Below are 14,983 nucleotides of genomic sequence, written 5' to 3' on the forward strand. Positions count from 1 at the left end.
CTCATTCTTTCGCTCCTTGCTTGGCTTTCGGTTCTTTTTTTCGGAACATCTCGAGCATGCGCTGCGTGACGAGGAAGCCGCCGAACACGTTGACGGCGGCCAGCGCCACTGCCAGCGTGCCGGCCGCCTGCGCCAGCGGACCATCCGTCAGGCCGGCCGCCAGCATGGCGCCAACGATGATGATGGCGGAAATGGCGTTGGTGACGGCCATCAGCGGCGTATGCAGCGCCGGCGTGACGGTCCAGACGACGTGGTAGCCGACATAAATGGCCAGCACGAAGATGATCAGGTTGGTGATGGTGTGACTGATTTCCATGATGTTGTTCTCTCCCTGTGCCGCATTATTTTCGTAACTTATTTGCGCAAGATCACGCTGTCCGCGCAAACCAGGCTGGCCTTGATGATTTCATCCTCGCGGTCGATCAGCAGCTGATCGTCCTTGTCGATGATGAGCTTCAAAAAGTCCAGCACGTTGCGCGCATACAGGGCCGAGGCATCGGCCGCCACCAGGGTCGCCAGGTTCGGCTCGCCCACGATGTAGACGCCGTGCTTGAGCACCGTCTTGCCCAGTTCCGACAGCGGGCAGTTGCCGCCCTGCTCCACGGCCAGGTCGACGATGACGGAACCGGGTTTCATGGCTTTCACCGTTTCTTCGGAAATGAGCACGGGCGCGGCGCGGCCGGGGATCAGTGCCGTGGTGATGATGATGTCGGCCAGTTTCGCCCGTTCGTGCACCAGTTCGGCCTGGCGGCGCATCCAGTCGGCCGGCATGGCGCGCGCATAGCCGCCCGAACCCTTGGCGATTTCCTTTTCTTCCTCGGTGAGGAAAGGCACGTCGAGGAACTTGGCGCCCAGCGATTCAACTTGTTCCTTGACGGGCGGGCGCACGTCGGACGCCTCGATGACGGCGCCCAGGCGCTTGGCCGTGGCGATCGCCTGCAAACCGGCCACGCCCACGCCCATGATCAGCACGCGGGCCGCCTTGACGGTACCGGCCGCCGTCATCAGCATGGGCATGAAGCGCTGGTAGGTATTGGCGGCCACCAGCACGGCCTTGTAGCCGGCGATGTTCGCCTGCGAGGACAGCACGTCCATCGACTGGGCGCGCGTGATGCGCGGCACGGCTTCCAGGGCGAAGGCGGACAGCCCGGCCGCAGCCATGGCGGCGATATTGTCCGCGTCAAACGGGTTCAACATGCCGACCAGCACGGTGCCGCCGGCCATCAGGGTCCGTTCTTCGGCATCGGGAGCGCGCACCTTGAGCACGATGGCGCAGCCGTAGGCTTCCTGGGCGGTGCCGATCTGCGCGCCGGCGGCGGCGTACGCGTCGTCGGGAATCGACGCTTGCACGCCCGCGCCCGCCTGTACGACGACCTGATGCCTGGCCGCCAGCTTCTTGACTGTCTCGGGCGTCGCTGCCACCCGGGTCTCACCGGGCCGCGTTTCGGCCGGTATGCCTATCCTCATGATGCCTCCGCAAATTGATAAACTGACTAGAATCTAACACGGAAAGCCGCGCGTTAAACGTTTGTGAACCAGCAACTTTTAGGCACAGGACACTAATTCCCCCGAAATGGCAGCGCTCGTTTCGCCATGCGGTGCAGCGACCGTATTATGGGAAATGTGTGTCAATCTCACCACAGTCCACGCCGCATGCGCGCTTGTTTTGACCAGGCGGAAGGCCTATATTGACGAGCGCTTCCTGCCGCCTTGCCGCCTAAGCCCCCATGCTAGTGCGCTCCCCGGGAAAGACGTAAGTACCTCCCACCGCTATTTGCTAAAACGTTGTCATTTATCAATATGTCCGCGCAACAGAAGGCCGCGTTCAAACCGCGCGCGCAGAACAAGATAAAATGTCGGCTCTTTCAAGGATGGAATCATGCCGAGAATCTGGAAACCCTCTGTCACCGTTGCCGCCATCGTCGAGCGCGACGGCCTGTTTTTACTGATTGAAGAAGAGACCAGCGAAGGCATCAAGATCAATCAGCCGGCCGGCCACCTCGACCCGTTCGAATCGCTGGAGCAGGCCGTCATCCGCGAAACGCTGGAGGAAGCGGCCTATGATTTCATTCCCACGGCACTGGTCGGCATGTACATGTCGCGCTACCAGTCGCTGCGCACGGGCGAGGATGTGACCTATCTGCGCTTCACCTTTTGCGGCACGGCCGGCGCCGAGCATGACCGCCCGCTGGACGAAGGCATCATCCGCACCCTGTGGATGACGCGCGACGAGCTGGCGGCGTGCCAGGAGCGCCACCGCAGCCCGCTGGTGCTGCAGTGCGTGGACGAATACCTGGCTGGCCGGCGCGCGCCGCTGGCCCTGCTGCACACGCATACGTCGGTCTTTAACAGCGCATAGACCCGCGCATGGCAACATTATCTAAAGTACACTGGAAAGCAAGATGAGCAAGAAGAAAGTCGTTATCGGCATGTCGGGCGGGGTCGATTCCTCGGTCGCGGCATGGATGCTGAAGGAACAAGGCTATGAAGTCATCGGCCTGTTCATGAAAAACTGGGAAGACGACGACGATTCGGAATACTGCTCCACGCGCCAGGACTGGATCGACGCGGCCAGCGTGGCCGACGTCATCGGCGTCGATATCGAAGCCGTCAATTTCGCCTCCGAATACAAGGACCGCGTCTTCGCCGACTTCCTGCGCGAATACCAGGCCGGCCGCACGCCGAACCCGGACGTGCTGTGCAACGCCGAAATCAAGTTCAAGGCTTTTCTTGACCATGCCATGACCCTGGGCGCCGACCTGATCGCCACCGGCCACTATGCGCGCGTGCGCCAGGCGCCCACCGATGCGGGCCGCTACGAACTGCTCAAGGCCGTCGACGCCAGCAAGGATCAAAGCTACTTCCTGCACCGTTTGAACCAGGCGCAGTTGTCCAAGACCTTGTTTCCGCTCGGTGAAATCCCGAAGACGCAAGTGCGCCAGATCGCCGAAAAGCTGGCCCTGCCGAATGCGCAAAAAAAGGATTCGACGGGCATCTGCTTCATTGGCGAGCGCCCGTTCCGCGAATTTTTGAACCGCTACCTGTCGTACAAGCCGGGGCCGATGAAAACGGCCGACGGCAAGACCGTGGGCGAACACGTGGGACTGAGTTTTTATACCCTGGGCCAGCGCAAGGGTATCGGCATCGGCGGCGTGAAGTCATACCAGAACGCCGACGGCAGCAGCGACGCCTGGTATGTGGCGCGCAAGGATATCGCCAACAACACCCTGTGGGTGGTGCAGGGCCACGACCACCCTTGGCTGCTGTCGCCGGCCTTGACGGCCGACCAGGCCAGCTGGGTCGCCGGCAGCGCGCCGCAAGCGGGCGCCCTGTCCGCCAAGACGCGCTACCGCCAGGCCGACGTGGCCTGCCAGTTGCTGCCTGATGGAAATGAAAATTTTGGCCTGGCCTTTGATCAGGCGCAATGGGCCGTCACGCCGGGCCAGTCGGCCGTGTTGTACGACGGCGACGTCTGCCTCGGTGGCGGCATCATCGCCAGCGCGACGGGCCTGGCCTAAAGTCAGCTTGGTTAAGTAGATTTTTACCAATCCAACTCAATAACAACACCTGAGACAATCGTAGCGAGCGGCAGTGAGTTGTGGCCGAGAAGCGCAACTGTACTTTAGTACAGTGAGCATCGCCGGCCGCAAATCGCGACGCGCAGCAGATTTTATCAGGTGTCTTTCGCAGCGGCGGCCAGCGCCTGCTGCTGCTTGCGCACCATGGCAATGACGGTATTGCGCACGGTTTTCAGGACCGTGTCGGCCATGAAGGGTTTCACGATGAAGCCCGACACGCCCATGGCGTGGGCCGCCTGCAGCGAGGCCGCGTCTATGCCGCCCGAAACCATGAAAATGAGCGTCTTCGGGTACTGGGCGCGGATGGTTTGCACCACGTTGGTCCCGTCTTCCACCTGCTCGCGCGCGATGCAGACGAAATGCGGGTGGTGCTTGACCAGCAGCGCCAGTCCCAGCGCGCTGGTATGCGTCTGCCCGCAGACATCGTAGCCGCCATCGGTCAGGACCGTGTTCAGCAGGCCGCGCGCCACGGCGCTGCTATCGATCAGGACTGTCTTTAACATCATGATTTACATCCTTGCTTGATTGTTCTTGTGTTGCGCCAGCGCTTACTTCTCCCACGCCAGCTTGTTCCAGGTCACGCCCAACGTCACGTCGGTCTTGAGTTCGACCAACTTTCTTGAAAGATACAGTATTTCCCGCTCTTTTCGCAGGCTTTCACCGAGCGCGCCGGGCAAAATGCCCGCGCCGGCCATCACGGCGTCGATATTGCCGTACGCACGCAACAGTTTCGCACCCGTCTTCAGGCCGATCTTCGACACGCCGGGGATGCTGTCGGTGACGTCGCCCATCAGCGCCAGCAGGTCGGGCAGCAGGTCCGGCGGCACGCCGAACTTTTTCTCGACCCAGGCATGGTCGTGCCAGATGCCCTTGAAATGGTCCCATACCAGCGCGCCGTGGGCGATCAGGCCGTGCAAATCCTTGTCGGTGGTGGCGATGACGGCCGCGCCGCGCCCCTCGTGCAGCCAGCGCATGACGGCCGTGCCGATCACGTCGTCGGCCTCCACTTCGGGGATGCTCACCACGTGCATGCCGAAGCTGGCCAGCGTGGCGTAAAAGCCGGGCAAGGCGTCGCGCAGCACTTGCGGCATGGGCTGGCGCCCCTCGCGGTAGCCCGCATACAGGGCGTGGCGCCAGGTGGGGCCGCCATAGTCGAAGGCCGGCAGGATGTGCGTCGGCTCGTGGTCGTTGATGAGGGTGCGGAACGACGACAGCGCATGGCGCAGCGCGATCTCCGCCTTCAGGTCGGAATCGGGTTCAGGACTGGCTTCGTAGACGCGGCGTACGATATTCAAGCCGTCGATAGCGAGGAGTCTGGCCATGCGGTTAAAAGGACTATTGATGCTTGTTCAAGCACGCATTTTACCGCATGGACAGGGCCATCCGCAGTTTCAGCCGCCAGCGCCGCCCGGGAAAAGCTGGTTGACCAATTCGCCTATCTTTTTGTCCGCATCGATGAACTTGGCCGTATTCATGCCGGCGCGATTGGCGTCGTACATGGCTTCACCGATCACCTTGCCCTTGTTGTACACCTTGATGTTTGCATAATTCATGTACAACGCCAGATCCCAGCGCCAGTTCGCCGTGTACGTGGACGTCAGCGGGCATTCGATGATCGACGCGGCCGCAGGCAACTGGCGTGCGACATATCCCTTGCCTTCGAGCGCACGTTTATAGGAAGCCATGAACCCGACGCGGACATCGGGGTTTTCCAGAATGCACACTTCTTTGCTGGCAAAATGCTCGACCGGCTTGACGGTTTGCGTAATGGCGCAACCGGTGAAGAGGAAGACCACGGCGGAGAGCAGCGTAATTTTTTTGATCATGAGGGGGCGCGCATCGCAGCGCGGTCAGATAGTTGCATAAAGGAAAATATTTTATAGCAAAATCATGCAAACAGGTAATATTACTTTCTTTGCATGCCACCTCCCCAGGCACGGCGTATTACTTTGCGAAATCGTAGGGCCCGCCCCGCTCCAGCGCGCGCCGGTAGGCGGGCCGCGCGTGGATGCGCTGCAAAAAGGCCGTCAGTTTCGGCAGGCGCTCGTCGAGCCCGGCGCGCATGGCGGCCGCTTCCAGCGGAAAGCTCATCTGGATGTCGGCCGCCGTGAACTCGTTGCCGGCAAACCATTTTGTTTTCTCCAGTTCCGCTTCCATATAGGCCAGCTGGCTATTGATATTGGGCAAGATGAAGCTGCTTTTGACCTTGCCGGCGATGCCGCGCGCAATCGGCTTGACGAAAAACGGCATCGGCGACGACTCGACCTTGTCGAATACCAGCTTCATCAGCAGCGGCGGCATGGCCGAGCCTTCCGCGAAGTGCAGCCAGTAAGTCCAGCGCAGCTTCTCGGGCGAACCTGCCGCCGGTATCAAGCGGCCATTGCCGTAGCGTTCCACCAGGTAATCGATGATGGCGCCCGATTCGGCGATCGTGTTGGCGCCGTCCGTGATCACGGGCGACTTGCCCAGCGGATGCACGGCCTTCAGCGAGGCGGGCGCCAGCATGGTTTGCGGATCGCGCTGGTAGCGCTTGACCTCGTAGTCGAGGCCCAGTTCCTCGAGCAGCCAGAGCACGCGCTGCGAGCGCGAATTGTTCAGATGGTGGACGACGATCATGGTTGTTCCGTTAGGCGATGGTTGAGTTCCAGTATAGCCGGGACGGGAAAATCGCGGCGGCAGGGGCCGAGCACCAAAAATAATTGCGAAAAACAGTATTTTCAATTGATAACTTTTCAATATTCCCTTATCTTGTTTTGTTTCCAATAAGTAAGGAAACCCCCCTGTGGATTTCGACACCAACAACACTACTCCCCGGCGCGAAGCCATCACCTTCAGCGCCACGGGCAGCGAATACTTCCGTATCTGGATCGTCAACCTGCTGCTGAGCATCGTCACCCTGGGCATTTACTCGGCCTGGGCCAAGGTGCGCCGCAACCGCTATTTCTATTCCAGCACCCACCTGGCCGGCAGCAGCTTCGAATACCATGGCAATGCCGTCGCCATCCTGAAAGGCCGCATCGCGGCCGTGGTGCTGATCGGCGGCTACAACATCGCCCTGAAGCTTTCACCCATCGTGGGCCTGCTGATGTTCGTGCTGCTGGCCGCCATCCTGCCCTGGCTGGTATGGAAAAGCCTGCAGTTCAAGCTGTACAACACCAGCTACCGGGGCATCCGCTTCGGTTTCGGCGGCAGCGCCAAAGAGGCCTACAAGTATTTCCTGTGGCTGCCCATCCTCAATACCTTCACCCTGGGCCTGATGACGCCCTTCCTGCACCAGCGCCTGAAGCGCTTCCAGCACACGCAAAGCCGCTTCGGCACCAGCCCGTTCAGCTTTGACGCCACGGTCGGCAGCTTCTACAAGACCTACCTGCTGTTCTTCGCGCTGCTGCTGGGCGGCCTGCTGGTCCTGATTTTCGTCGTCTTCGGCAGCGTGTTCGCCTCGTTTGCCGCCAATCTGAACGACAGGGCCAAGGTCGGCAGCCTGCTGTTCGCCATCGGCGCCCTGTACCTGTGGGCGTTTACCGTGCTGCCGCTGTTCCTGACCATGATCCAGAACCTGATCTGGAACAATACGCGCTTGCAGCAGCACCAGTTCCAGTCGCAGCTGACCTGGGGCCGCACCACCTTCATCATGCTGACCAACCTGCTGGGCGTGGTCTTCACCCTGGGCCTGTTCGCGCCATTCGCCCATGTGCGCTGGCTGAAGTACCGCCTGGAGGCGACGTCGATGCTCGTGCATGGCAGCCTGGACGAGTTTGTCGCCGCCACGGGCCAGCAAGTGTCGGCCACGGGCGAAGGCATGGCCGACCTGCTGGACTTCGACCTGTCGATGTAAGCAATGAACGCCGACACGCAAGAAGACCACGCCGCGCTGGCCGCCCGCTATTTCGACGGCCAGAGTTCGCGCCTGTACCGCGTCACGCTCAGCGTGCGCGATGGCGTGGCCGTGCTGGCGGGCGACATCGCGCGCAGCTGCCCGCTGGGCGAGCTGCACGTGTCCGAACGCAGCAGCCACGCCGTGCGCAAGGTCAGCTTTCCTGACGGCGCCTACCTGGAAATCGCCGACCAGGCGGCCTTCAACAGCCTGCTGCACGCCACCGGCCACCGCGACGGCTGGGTGGTGCGGCTGCAGCAAAGCTGGCGCGGCGCGCTGCTGGCGACGGTGGCCACGGTGCTGGCCCTCTGGCTCAGCTATCAATACCTGCTGCCGCTGGCGGCGCAAGGCATCGCCCATGCGATTCCGCAATCGGTCGAGCGCCAGCTGGGCCAGGGCGTGCTCGATTTCCTCGACCAGCACGTGTTTGCGCCAAGTCAACTCGATGCGGCGCGCCAGCAAGCCTTGCGCAGCCAGTTTGCGCGCCTGGCCACGCCCGGCAACAGCGCGCCCGAGCACCGCATCGTTTTCCGCAAGAGCAAGATCGGCCCGAACGCGTTCGCCCTGCCTTCCGGCGACATCGTGCTCACCGATGAAATGGTCGAACTGCTGCCGGACGACCAGGCCATCATGGGCGTGCTGGCGCATGAACTGGGCCATCTGCAGCAGCGCCACCTGACGCGGCGCATCATCCAGACTTCGGCCGTGGGCGCCGGCGCGGCGCTGCTGTTCGGCGACGTGTCGACGGTGGTGGCGACCCTGCCGCCGATGCTGCTGGACCTGAAGTATTCGCGCGACGTCGAGCGCGACGCGGACGATTACGCGATCGCCATGCTGCGCCAGAACGGCATCGCGCTGGAACACCTGGCGCAGGTGTTTGTCGCCCTGGGCAAGCTGGGCGACGGCACGCCCTACCTGTCGAGCCATCCGGCCAGCACCGAACGGGTCGAACGTATCCGCGCGGCACAACGGTGAACACCTGACCAAACCGACTGCGCGTCGCACTTTGCGGCCGGCGATGCTCACCGTACTAAAGTACGGTTGCGCTTCTCGGCCACAAATCACTGCCGCTCGCTACGGTTTTGTCAGGTGTCGCATGCGTGGATAGCGTCGCTCCAACCGCACACTTTCCCATTCAGCAAGATCCACAAATCACCGGTACACTCAGCAGTATCAGTCTGACTTCCCCGGAGTGCCCATGCACCTAGTACCATTTCGCTACCTGACCTTCATTGCGACGGCAGCCATCTTTGTCCTGTCCGTGTTTTACTATGACCATTACTGGCTGCCCGTGCTGGCCGGCGCGCTGACCCTGGTCGGCATCAGCGACCTGCTGCAGACGAAGCGCGCGCTGCGCCGCAACTATCCCATCCTCGCCCACTTCCGCTTCTTTTTTGAAAGCATCCGCCCCGAGATCCGCCAGTATTTCCTGGAAAGCGACAGCGAGGCGACGCCGTTCTCGCGCAGCCAGCGCAGCATCGTCTACCAGCGCGCCAAGGAACAGACGGACAAGCGCCCGTTCGGCACCCAGCTCGACGTGTATGAAGCGGGCTATGAATGGATCAACCACTCCATCGCCCCCGCCAAGGTCACGGGCCACGATTTCCGCATCGACATCGGCAACCATCCGGATTGCCCGCGCGCCAAGCCGTATTCGGCCAGCGTCTTCAATATCTCGGCGATGAGCTTTGGCGCCCTGTCGGCCAACGCCATCCTGGCCCTGAACGGCGGCGCGCGCAGCGGCGGCTTCATGCACGACACGGGCGAAGGCAGCATCAGCCCCTACCACCGCGAAAACGGCGGCGACCTGGTATGGGAAATCGGCTCCGGCTACTTCGGCTGCCGCAACCAGGACGGCACGTTTTCCGAAGAGCGCTTCGTCGCCAACGCCAGCTCCGAACAGGTGAAAATGATCGAGCTGAAAATGTCGCAGGGTGCCAAGCCGGGCCACGGCGGCGTGCTGCCCGGTCCCAAGGTGACGATCGAGATCGCCACCACGCGCGGCGTGATGGTGGGCGAGGATTGCGTCTCGCCGGCGGCGCACAGCGCCTTTTCCACGCCACTGGAAATGCTGCGCTTTATCGACCGCCTGCGCACGCTCTCGGGCGGCAAGCCGACGGGCTTCAAGCTGGCCATCGGCCACCCTTGGGAGTTTTTTGCCATCGTCAAGGCCATGCTGGAAACGGACATCACGCCCGACTTCATCGTCGTCGACGGCAGCGAAGGCGGCACGGGCGCGGCGCCCCTGGAATTTACGGACCACGTGGGCACGCCGCTGCAGGAAGCGCTGGTACTCGTGCATAACACGCTGGTGGGCGCCAATCTGCGAGACAGGATCAAGATCGGCTGCTCGGGCAAGATCATCACGGCCTTCGACATCGCCCGCCTGCTGGCGCTGGGCGCCGACTGGTGCAATTCGGCGCGCGGCTTCATGTTCGCGCTGGGCTGCATCCAGTCGCAAAGCTGCCACACGGACCGCTGCCCCACGGGCGTGGCCACGCAGGACCCGCAGCGCCAGCGCGCGCTGGTGGTCGACGACAAGATTTCTCGCGTGGCGCACTTCCACCAGAACACCATGAAGGCGCTGGCCGAACTGATCGCCGCCGCCGGCCTGTCGCACCCGCAGGAGCTGCGTCCGCATCACCTGGTGCGGCGCATCTCGCCGAACCAGGTGAAACTGGCCTCGGCCCTGCTGCCCTTCCTGGAAGCGGGCCAGCTGCTCGATCCGAGCCAGCTGCCGCAGCTGCCGCCCGTGTTCGGCCAGTACTGGCCCAAGGCCCAGGCCGCATCGTTCCAGAGCCTGGCCTGAGCCCGCCCTTGCGCAAGCAATACCACTTAATAACCACTTGCGCAAATATCCAAATCCAATACAATACCAAAATAAGCATAAAACAAAGGCAGCTTTTCCGGTGACCGCTCCGATGCGTCACCGTGGCCCACAATACGGACTTGTCGTCATCTGAATGAATACCGGAGGAGTTGCAGCATGGAGCAGGGTTTGCGCGAGAAAGTAGGACAGCTATTCATGGTGGGCTTCGACGCCCTGCAGGCGGACGAGCATATCAAGACCTTGATACGCAACAAGAAGGTGGGCGGCGTGATTTTGTTCCGCCGCAATGTGCACACGCCCGCGCAAGTGTCGGCCCTGTGCCGCGAGCTGCAGGAAATCAACGCGGAAGTGTCCGACATCCCGCTGCTCATCTCCATCGACCAGGAAGGCGGCATGGTCATGCGCATCGAGCAGGGCGTCACGCCGATACCCGCCGCGATGGCCTTCCAGGCGGCCGGCTCCGTGGAAGACTGCGAACGCATGAACCAGATCAGCGGCGATGAAATGCGCCAAGTGGGCATCAATATGCTGCTCGCCCCCGTGCTGGACGTGAACAACAACCGCAGCAACCCCGTCATCGGCGTGCGCGCGTATGGCGAGGACGCCGCCACCGTCATCGACTACGGCATGGCGGCCATGCGCGGCCAGCGCGCCAGCGGCCTGGCCGTCACCGCCAAGCACTTCCCCGGCCACGGCGACACGGCCATCGACACGCATTACGCCATGGCGCTGGTCCCGCACGACAAGGAACGCCTGCGCGCGGTGGAACTGGCGCCCTTCCGCGCGGCCATTGCCGGCGGCGTGGACGCCATCATGACGGCGCACGTGGTCTTCCCCGCCTTCGAGGCCGACACCAGCGTGCCGGCGACGCTGTCGAAAGGCGTGCTGACGGACCTGCTGCGCGGCGAAATGCAATACAAGGGCGTGGTCATCACCGACTGCCTGGAAATGGCCGCCATCGCCGACGGCATCGGCATCGCCCAGGGCGCCATCGCCACCTTGCAGGCGGGCGCCGACATCGTCCTCATCTCGCACCGCGAAGCGCAGCAGACGGCCGCCATCGACGCCGTCCTTGCCGCCGTGGAACGGGGCGACATTGCCATGGCGCGCATCGACGCCGCTTGCGCCCGCGTGGCTGAACTCAAGCGCAACCGCGCCGTGCGCGACTGGCGCGAACGTCCTGTCGTCCCGCCGGCGCTGATGCAGCCGGCCGCCATGGCTCTGTCGCAGCTGCTGCAAAAAGCGGCACTGCGCGTGCAGGGCGCATACCGCCCGCTCGACGCGGGCCTGCCCGTGACCCTGCTGACGGTGGAAGTGCGCTCGCGCAGCGAAATCGACGAAGTGGCGCTGGGCCGCAACAAGGAGGCGCGCAGCTCGATGCTGCCGGCGCTGCTCGAAGCGGGCCTGGACGTGCGCGAGTACGCCCTGTCGGCCGAGGCGCTGGACGAGGAAGTGGCCGCTGCCATTGATTTTGCACAAGGCGCGCAGCAGATCGTGCTGCAAACGTATAACGCCATGTTCGTCGACGGCCAACGCCGCCTCGTCGAGGCCCTGCCGCACGATAAACTGTGGCTGGTGGCGGGCCGTTTGCCGTATGACCTGGATCTGGCGCCGCAGGCGCAAGGCCGCCTGGCCGCCTTCGGCTGCCGCCCCGCCGCGCTCGTGCCAGTGGTGGAAAAACTGGCCGGCCAGGCGTAAGCGCAGTATCGGCGTAAAAAAACCCGCAGTCGCGGGTTTTTTTACGTTCAGGGCCGCTGAACTGGTGACACGGGCGGCAGGGCCGCTACCGCCAGCAAGGCGAATGGCCCGAGGAACAGGCCGATGCCGAACCAGAGTCCGCCGTGTCGGCCGCGCCGGCTGGCCAGCAGCCAGGTGGCGACGGCAAACAAAAACATGAAGATCAACAGTATCGCCATTGCCACTCCTTGCCATGCGGAAAGCCCAGTGTAGCCCACGGGCGCGCCCATGACCAGATGTACATCAATCCTGGCGCTGCACCTGCATCAGGATCACGCGCTTGCTGCTGCCGTCGGCCGGCGGCGTGGCGGACGGCGGCGGCGGGCTGTCGCAGGAGCCGCAGGAACCGCAGCCGCTGCCGCAGCCCGGCGCCACCCTGAAGAAGGTCGACATCTTCGCTTCATCGAGGCCGCAGCGCACCAGGCCGCGCACGATGGCGCGGCGCACGCCGGCCGGCAGGTATTTGGTCGAAAAATGCAGCAGCGCGGCTGCGACGATCAGGGCGACGATCAGGGTTTGCCACATGGTGTGCTCCTAGGCGCCGAACAGCAGGGCGACGCGGTACGTGATGAACGAGGCGGCATAGGCCAGCGCGAACATATAGCCGGCCATCAGCAGCGGATAGCGCCAGCCGCCCGTCTCGCGCTTGACGACGGAGAGGGTCGACAGGCACTGCGGCGCGAACACATACCAGGCCAGCAGGGACAGCGCGGTGGCCATCGACCACGAATGGGCGATCAGCGGTTCCAGCGTGGAGGCCAGCGCATCGCCCGTCTGCGACAGCGCATACACGGTGCCCAGCGCGCCGACGGCCACTTCGCGCGCCGCCATGCCCGGCACCAGCGCGATGCAGATCTGCCAGTTGAAACCGATGGGCGCGAAGATCACTTCCAGGCCGCGGCCCAGGATGCCGGCCAGGCTGTAGTAGATGGGCGGATGGATGGCATTGTCCGGCGCGCCGGGGAAGGTGCTGAGGAACCACAGGATGATCATCAGGCTCAGGATGATGGTGCCGACGCGCGTGAGGAAGATCTTCGCGCGCTCCCACAGGCTGACGGCCAGGTTGCGCAAGTGCGGCCAGTGGTAGGCCGGCAGTTCCAGCAGCAGCGGCTGGTTGCCGCGCACGCCCATGCCGCGCTTCATGACCCAGGCCACGGCCATGGCCGAGATGATGCCGGCGAAGTACAGGATGAACAGCACCAGGCCTTGCAGGCTCAGGTAGCCCCACACCTGGCGCTGGGGGATGAAGGCGGCGATGATCAGCGCATACACGGGCAGGCGCGCCGAGCATGTCATCAGCGGCGCGATCATGATGGTCACCAGGCGGTCGCGCGGGTTCTGGATGGTGCGCGCCGCCATCACGCCGGGAATGGCGCAGGCAAAGCTCGACAGCAGCGGGATGAAGGCGCGGCCCGACAGGCCCACGCCGCCCATCAGGCGGTCCAGCAAAAAGGCCGCGCGCGGCAGGTAGCCGCAGTCTTCCAGGCTCAGGATGAAGAAGAACAGGATCAGGATTTGCGGCAGGAAGACCAGCACGCTGCCGACGCCGCCGATGATGCCTTCCACCAGCAGGCTTTTCAGGTGGCCGTCGGGCATGTTCGCCGTCAGCACGGCGCCCAGGTGGCCCACGCCATCGGTGATCATTTCCATCGGCGTGGCGGCCCAGGCAAACACGGCCTGGAAGATCAGGAACATCAGCACGGCCAGGATGATCGGGCCGAAGACGGGGTGCAGCACCACGTCGTCGATCTTTTCCGTCAGGTTGCCCGTGTCGCCGGCGTCATTGCTGACGGCAGCGAGAATGCGGCGCACTTCGCGCTGGGTTTCTTCGACGCTGACGGCGTCGATGGCCGCCAGCGGTTTCGCCTCCACGGCCGGCAACGGCAGCATGGCGTCGATAGCATTGAGCAGGGCTTTTTCGCCATCGTGCTGCACCGCGACGGTTTCCACCACGGGCATGCCCAGTTCCTGCGACAGCCGGGCCGTGTCGATGACCATGCCGCGCTTGCGCGCCACGTCCGTCATGTTCAGCGCCAGCAGCATGGGCAAGCCCAGGCGCCTGACTTCCAGCACCAGGCGCAGGTTCAGGCGCAAATTGGTGGCGTCGACGACGCAGATGATGGCGTCCGGACGCGGATCGCCGCGGCGCAGGCCGCCCACGACGTCGCGCGTGATGGCTTCATCGGGCGTGGTGGCCGACAGACTGTAGGCGCCCGGCAGGTCGAGCAGGCGCACGGGCTTGCCGGCGGGCGAGGTGAAATGGCCTTCCTTGCGCTCGATGGTCACGCCGGCGTAGTTCGCCACTTTCTGGCGCGCGCCCGTCAAACGGTTGAACAGGGCCGTCTTGCCGCAGTTCGGATTGCCCAGCAAGGCGATTTGTGGCTGGTGCGGCGGCTTGTGCGCGCCCGCTTCCACGATAGTTTCTACGGCACCCATAATTATTCCGGTTGAATCAGCGGTTGAATCGTAATCAGTGCCGCTTCGAAGCGGCGCAGTGCGAACGTGGCGTTACCGACCTTGATGGCCAGCGGATCGCCGCCGGGAAGGCCGCGCTTGAGCATGTGGATTCGTTCGCCGGGAACGAATCCCAGCTCCATCAGGCGCCGGGCAAGGTCGACGCCGTCTTCCATCTGTCCGGCCGCATGGGGGGTGATATGCAACACCGTGCCGCTCTGGCCGACTGCCAGCGCATCGAGCGTCATCAGGGGTGGAACTAGAGTCATGAGCAAATTCCGTTCAAATTAAGAACACCGGGGACAGCCTGCCGCGCATGGCGCATGCCCTGGGTGTTGTGAGGTAAAACGCAACTGTTGCGCATTACCGACAAGCGGCCTTTCGATCTATCCGGACGGCGACCGTCCGAGACAATACCAGCATTATAAACATGAATGCGAATTGTTTTTATTTAGCCCGGAGAGCCGCCCCTGTCAAGGGCGGCAGCATGCGCATGTTCCCCCGACAACC

16 protein-coding genes are annotated in these 14,983 nt (G+C 63.3%); 6 read left to right on the forward strand and 10 right to left on the reverse strand.

What is annotated here, in order from left to right:
• Position 1: 1 nt before the first annotated feature.
• Positions 2-316, reverse strand: coding sequence for an NAD(P) transhydrogenase subunit alpha part 2 (locus AC07VI_RS06105; protein ID WP_071321726.1), 315 nt, complete (start codon positions 314-316; stop codon positions 2-4).
• Between the two features lie 38 nt (positions 317-354).
• Entirely contained in the window at positions 355-1,467 is a 1,113-nt protein-coding gene (locus AC07VI_RS06110; RefSeq protein ID WP_086144684.1) for a Re/Si-specific NAD(P)(+) transhydrogenase subunit alpha, read from the reverse strand.
• A 412-nt stretch (positions 1,468-1,879) separates the two neighbouring features.
• Here AC07VI_RS06110 and AC07VI_RS06115 point away from each other — a divergent pair, with 412 nt between their 5' ends.
• A complete protein-coding gene (locus AC07VI_RS06115; RefSeq protein ID WP_076571927.1) occupies positions 1,880-2,359 on the forward strand; it encodes an NUDIX hydrolase in 480 nt (159 codons plus the stop codon).
• A gap of 43 nt (positions 2,360-2,402) precedes the next feature.
• A complete protein-coding gene (mnmA, locus tag AC07VI_RS06120) occupies positions 2,403-3,518 on the forward strand; it encodes a tRNA 2-thiouridine(34) synthase MnmA (protein WP_086144685.1) in 1,116 nt (371 codons plus the stop codon).
• Between the two features lie 155 nt (positions 3,519-3,673).
• On the opposite strand, the gene AC07VI_RS06125 is transcribed toward mnmA, so the two are convergent.
• The 4 genes from AC07VI_RS06125 to AC07VI_RS06140 form a co-directional block, all read right to left on the reverse strand.
• On the reverse strand, positions 3,674-4,081 hold the full coding sequence (locus AC07VI_RS06125) for a response regulator (protein WP_086144753.1): 408 nt from the start codon (positions 4,079-4,081) through the stop codon (positions 3,674-3,676).
• 45 nt (positions 4,082-4,126) lie between these two features.
• Entirely contained in the window at positions 4,127-4,900 is a 774-nt protein-coding gene (locus AC07VI_RS06130) for a 5'-3' exonuclease (RefSeq protein ID WP_086144686.1), read from the reverse strand.
• 69 nt (positions 4,901-4,969) lie between these two features.
• Complete coding sequence (locus AC07VI_RS06135) at positions 4,970-5,404, reverse strand: Sbal_3080 family lipoprotein (protein WP_086144687.1); 435 nt, start codon at positions 5,402-5,404, stop codon at positions 4,970-4,972.
• 118 nt (positions 5,405-5,522) lie between these two features.
• A complete protein-coding gene (locus AC07VI_RS06140; protein WP_086144688.1) occupies positions 5,523-6,194 on the reverse strand; it encodes a glutathione S-transferase in 672 nt (223 codons plus the stop codon).
• Between the two features lie 166 nt (positions 6,195-6,360).
• On the opposite strand from AC07VI_RS06140, the gene AC07VI_RS06145 reads away from it, so the two are divergent.
• The 4 genes from AC07VI_RS06145 (at position 6,361) to nagZ (ending at position 11,980) form a co-directional block, all read left to right on the forward strand.
• Positions 6,361-7,413 (forward strand): YjgN family protein, encoded by a 1,053-nt coding sequence (locus AC07VI_RS06145; RefSeq protein ID WP_086144689.1) that lies wholly within the window; start codon positions 6,361-6,363, stop codon positions 7,411-7,413.
• 3 nt (positions 7,414-7,416) lie between these two features.
• The gene (locus tag AC07VI_RS06150; RefSeq protein ID WP_086144690.1) at positions 7,417-8,427 is read left to right on the forward strand and encodes a M48 family metallopeptidase; all 1,011 of its coding nucleotides are present in this window, start codon (positions 7,417-7,419) and stop codon (positions 8,425-8,427) included.
• A 223-nt stretch (positions 8,428-8,650) separates the two neighbouring features.
• Positions 8,651-10,261, forward strand: a complete 1,611-nt coding sequence (locus AC07VI_RS06155; RefSeq protein WP_086144691.1) for an FMN-binding glutamate synthase family protein — start codon at positions 8,651-8,653, stop codon at positions 10,259-10,261.
• A 177-nt stretch (positions 10,262-10,438) separates the two neighbouring features.
• Positions 10,439-11,980, forward strand: a complete 1,542-nt coding sequence (nagZ, locus tag AC07VI_RS06160; protein ID WP_086144692.1) for a beta-N-acetylhexosaminidase — start codon at positions 10,439-10,441, stop codon at positions 11,978-11,980.
• 47 nt (positions 11,981-12,027) lie between these two features.
• Here the strand turns inward: nagZ and AC07VI_RS06165 are convergent, their stop codons facing one another.
• From AC07VI_RS06165 to AC07VI_RS06180, 4 genes are all read right to left on the reverse strand, one after another.
• Positions 12,028-12,198: a hypothetical protein gene (locus tag AC07VI_RS06165; RefSeq protein ID WP_172404685.1), complete on the reverse strand. Its 171-nt coding sequence runs from the start codon at positions 12,196-12,198 to the stop codon at positions 12,028-12,030.
• Between the two features lie 64 nt (positions 12,199-12,262).
• Positions 12,263-12,544 (reverse strand): DUF6587 family protein, encoded by a 282-nt coding sequence (locus AC07VI_RS06170; RefSeq protein WP_086144693.1) that lies wholly within the window; start codon positions 12,542-12,544, stop codon positions 12,263-12,265.
• 9 nt (positions 12,545-12,553) lie between these two features.
• On the reverse strand, positions 12,554-14,455 hold the full coding sequence (feoB, locus tag AC07VI_RS06175; protein WP_086144694.1) for a ferrous iron transporter B: 1,902 nt from the start codon (positions 14,453-14,455) through the stop codon (positions 12,554-12,556).
• Positions 14,456-14,457: 2 nt separating this feature from the next.
• Positions 14,458-14,742, reverse strand: a complete 285-nt coding sequence (locus AC07VI_RS06180; protein WP_492996164.1) for a FeoA family protein — start codon at positions 14,740-14,742, stop codon at positions 14,458-14,460.
• Positions 14,743-14,983: the final 241 nt, after the last annotated feature.

The organism is Janthinobacterium sp. GW821-FHT03A03, from assembly GCF_059421435.1.

Coding starts and splice junctions, on each gene's coding strand:
- AC07VI_RS06105 (WP_071321726.1), bottom strand. CDS start 316: ATGGAAATCAGTCACACCATCACCAACCTGATCATCTTCGTGCTGGCC.
- AC07VI_RS06110 (WP_086144684.1), bottom strand. CDS start 1,467: ATGAGGATAGGCATACCGGCCGAAACGCGGCCCGGTGAGACCCGGGTG.
- AC07VI_RS06115 (WP_076571927.1), top strand. CDS start 1,880: ATGCCGAGAATCTGGAAACCCTCTGTCACCGTTGCCGCCATCGTCGAG.
- mnmA (WP_086144685.1), top strand. CDS start 2,403: ATGAGCAAGAAGAAAGTCGTTATCGGCATGTCGGGCGGGGTCGATTCC.
- AC07VI_RS06125 (WP_086144753.1), bottom strand. CDS start 4,081: ATGTTAAAGACAGTCCTGATCGATAGCAGCGCCGTGGCGCGCGGCCTG.
- AC07VI_RS06130 (WP_086144686.1), bottom strand. CDS start 4,900: ATGGCCAGACTCCTCGCTATCGACGGCTTGAATATCGTACGCCGCGTC.
- AC07VI_RS06135 (WP_086144687.1), bottom strand. CDS start 5,404: ATGATCAAAAAAATTACGCTGCTCTCCGCCGTGGTCTTCCTCTTCACC.
- AC07VI_RS06140 (WP_086144688.1), bottom strand. CDS start 6,194: ATGATCGTCGTCCACCATCTGAACAATTCGCGCTCGCAGCGCGTGCTC.
- AC07VI_RS06150 (WP_086144690.1), top strand. CDS start 7,417: ATGAACGCCGACACGCAAGAAGACCACGCCGCGCTGGCCGCCCGCTAT.
- AC07VI_RS06155 (WP_086144691.1), top strand. CDS start 8,651: ATGCACCTAGTACCATTTCGCTACCTGACCTTCATTGCGACGGCAGCC.
- nagZ (WP_086144692.1), top strand. CDS start 10,439: ATGGAGCAGGGTTTGCGCGAGAAAGTAGGACAGCTATTCATGGTGGGC.
- AC07VI_RS06165 (WP_172404685.1), bottom strand. CDS start 12,198: ATGGCGATACTGTTGATCTTCATGTTTTTGTTTGCCGTCGCCACCTGG.
- AC07VI_RS06170 (WP_086144693.1), bottom strand. CDS start 12,544: ATGTGGCAAACCCTGATCGTCGCCCTGATCGTCGCAGCCGCGCTGCTG.
- feoB (WP_086144694.1), bottom strand. CDS start 14,455: ATGGGTGCCGTAGAAACTATCGTGGAAGCGGGCGCGCACAAGCCGCCG.
- AC07VI_RS06180 (WP_492996164.1), bottom strand. CDS start 14,742: ATGACTCTAGTTCCACCCCTGATGACGCTCGATGCGCTGGCAGTCGGC.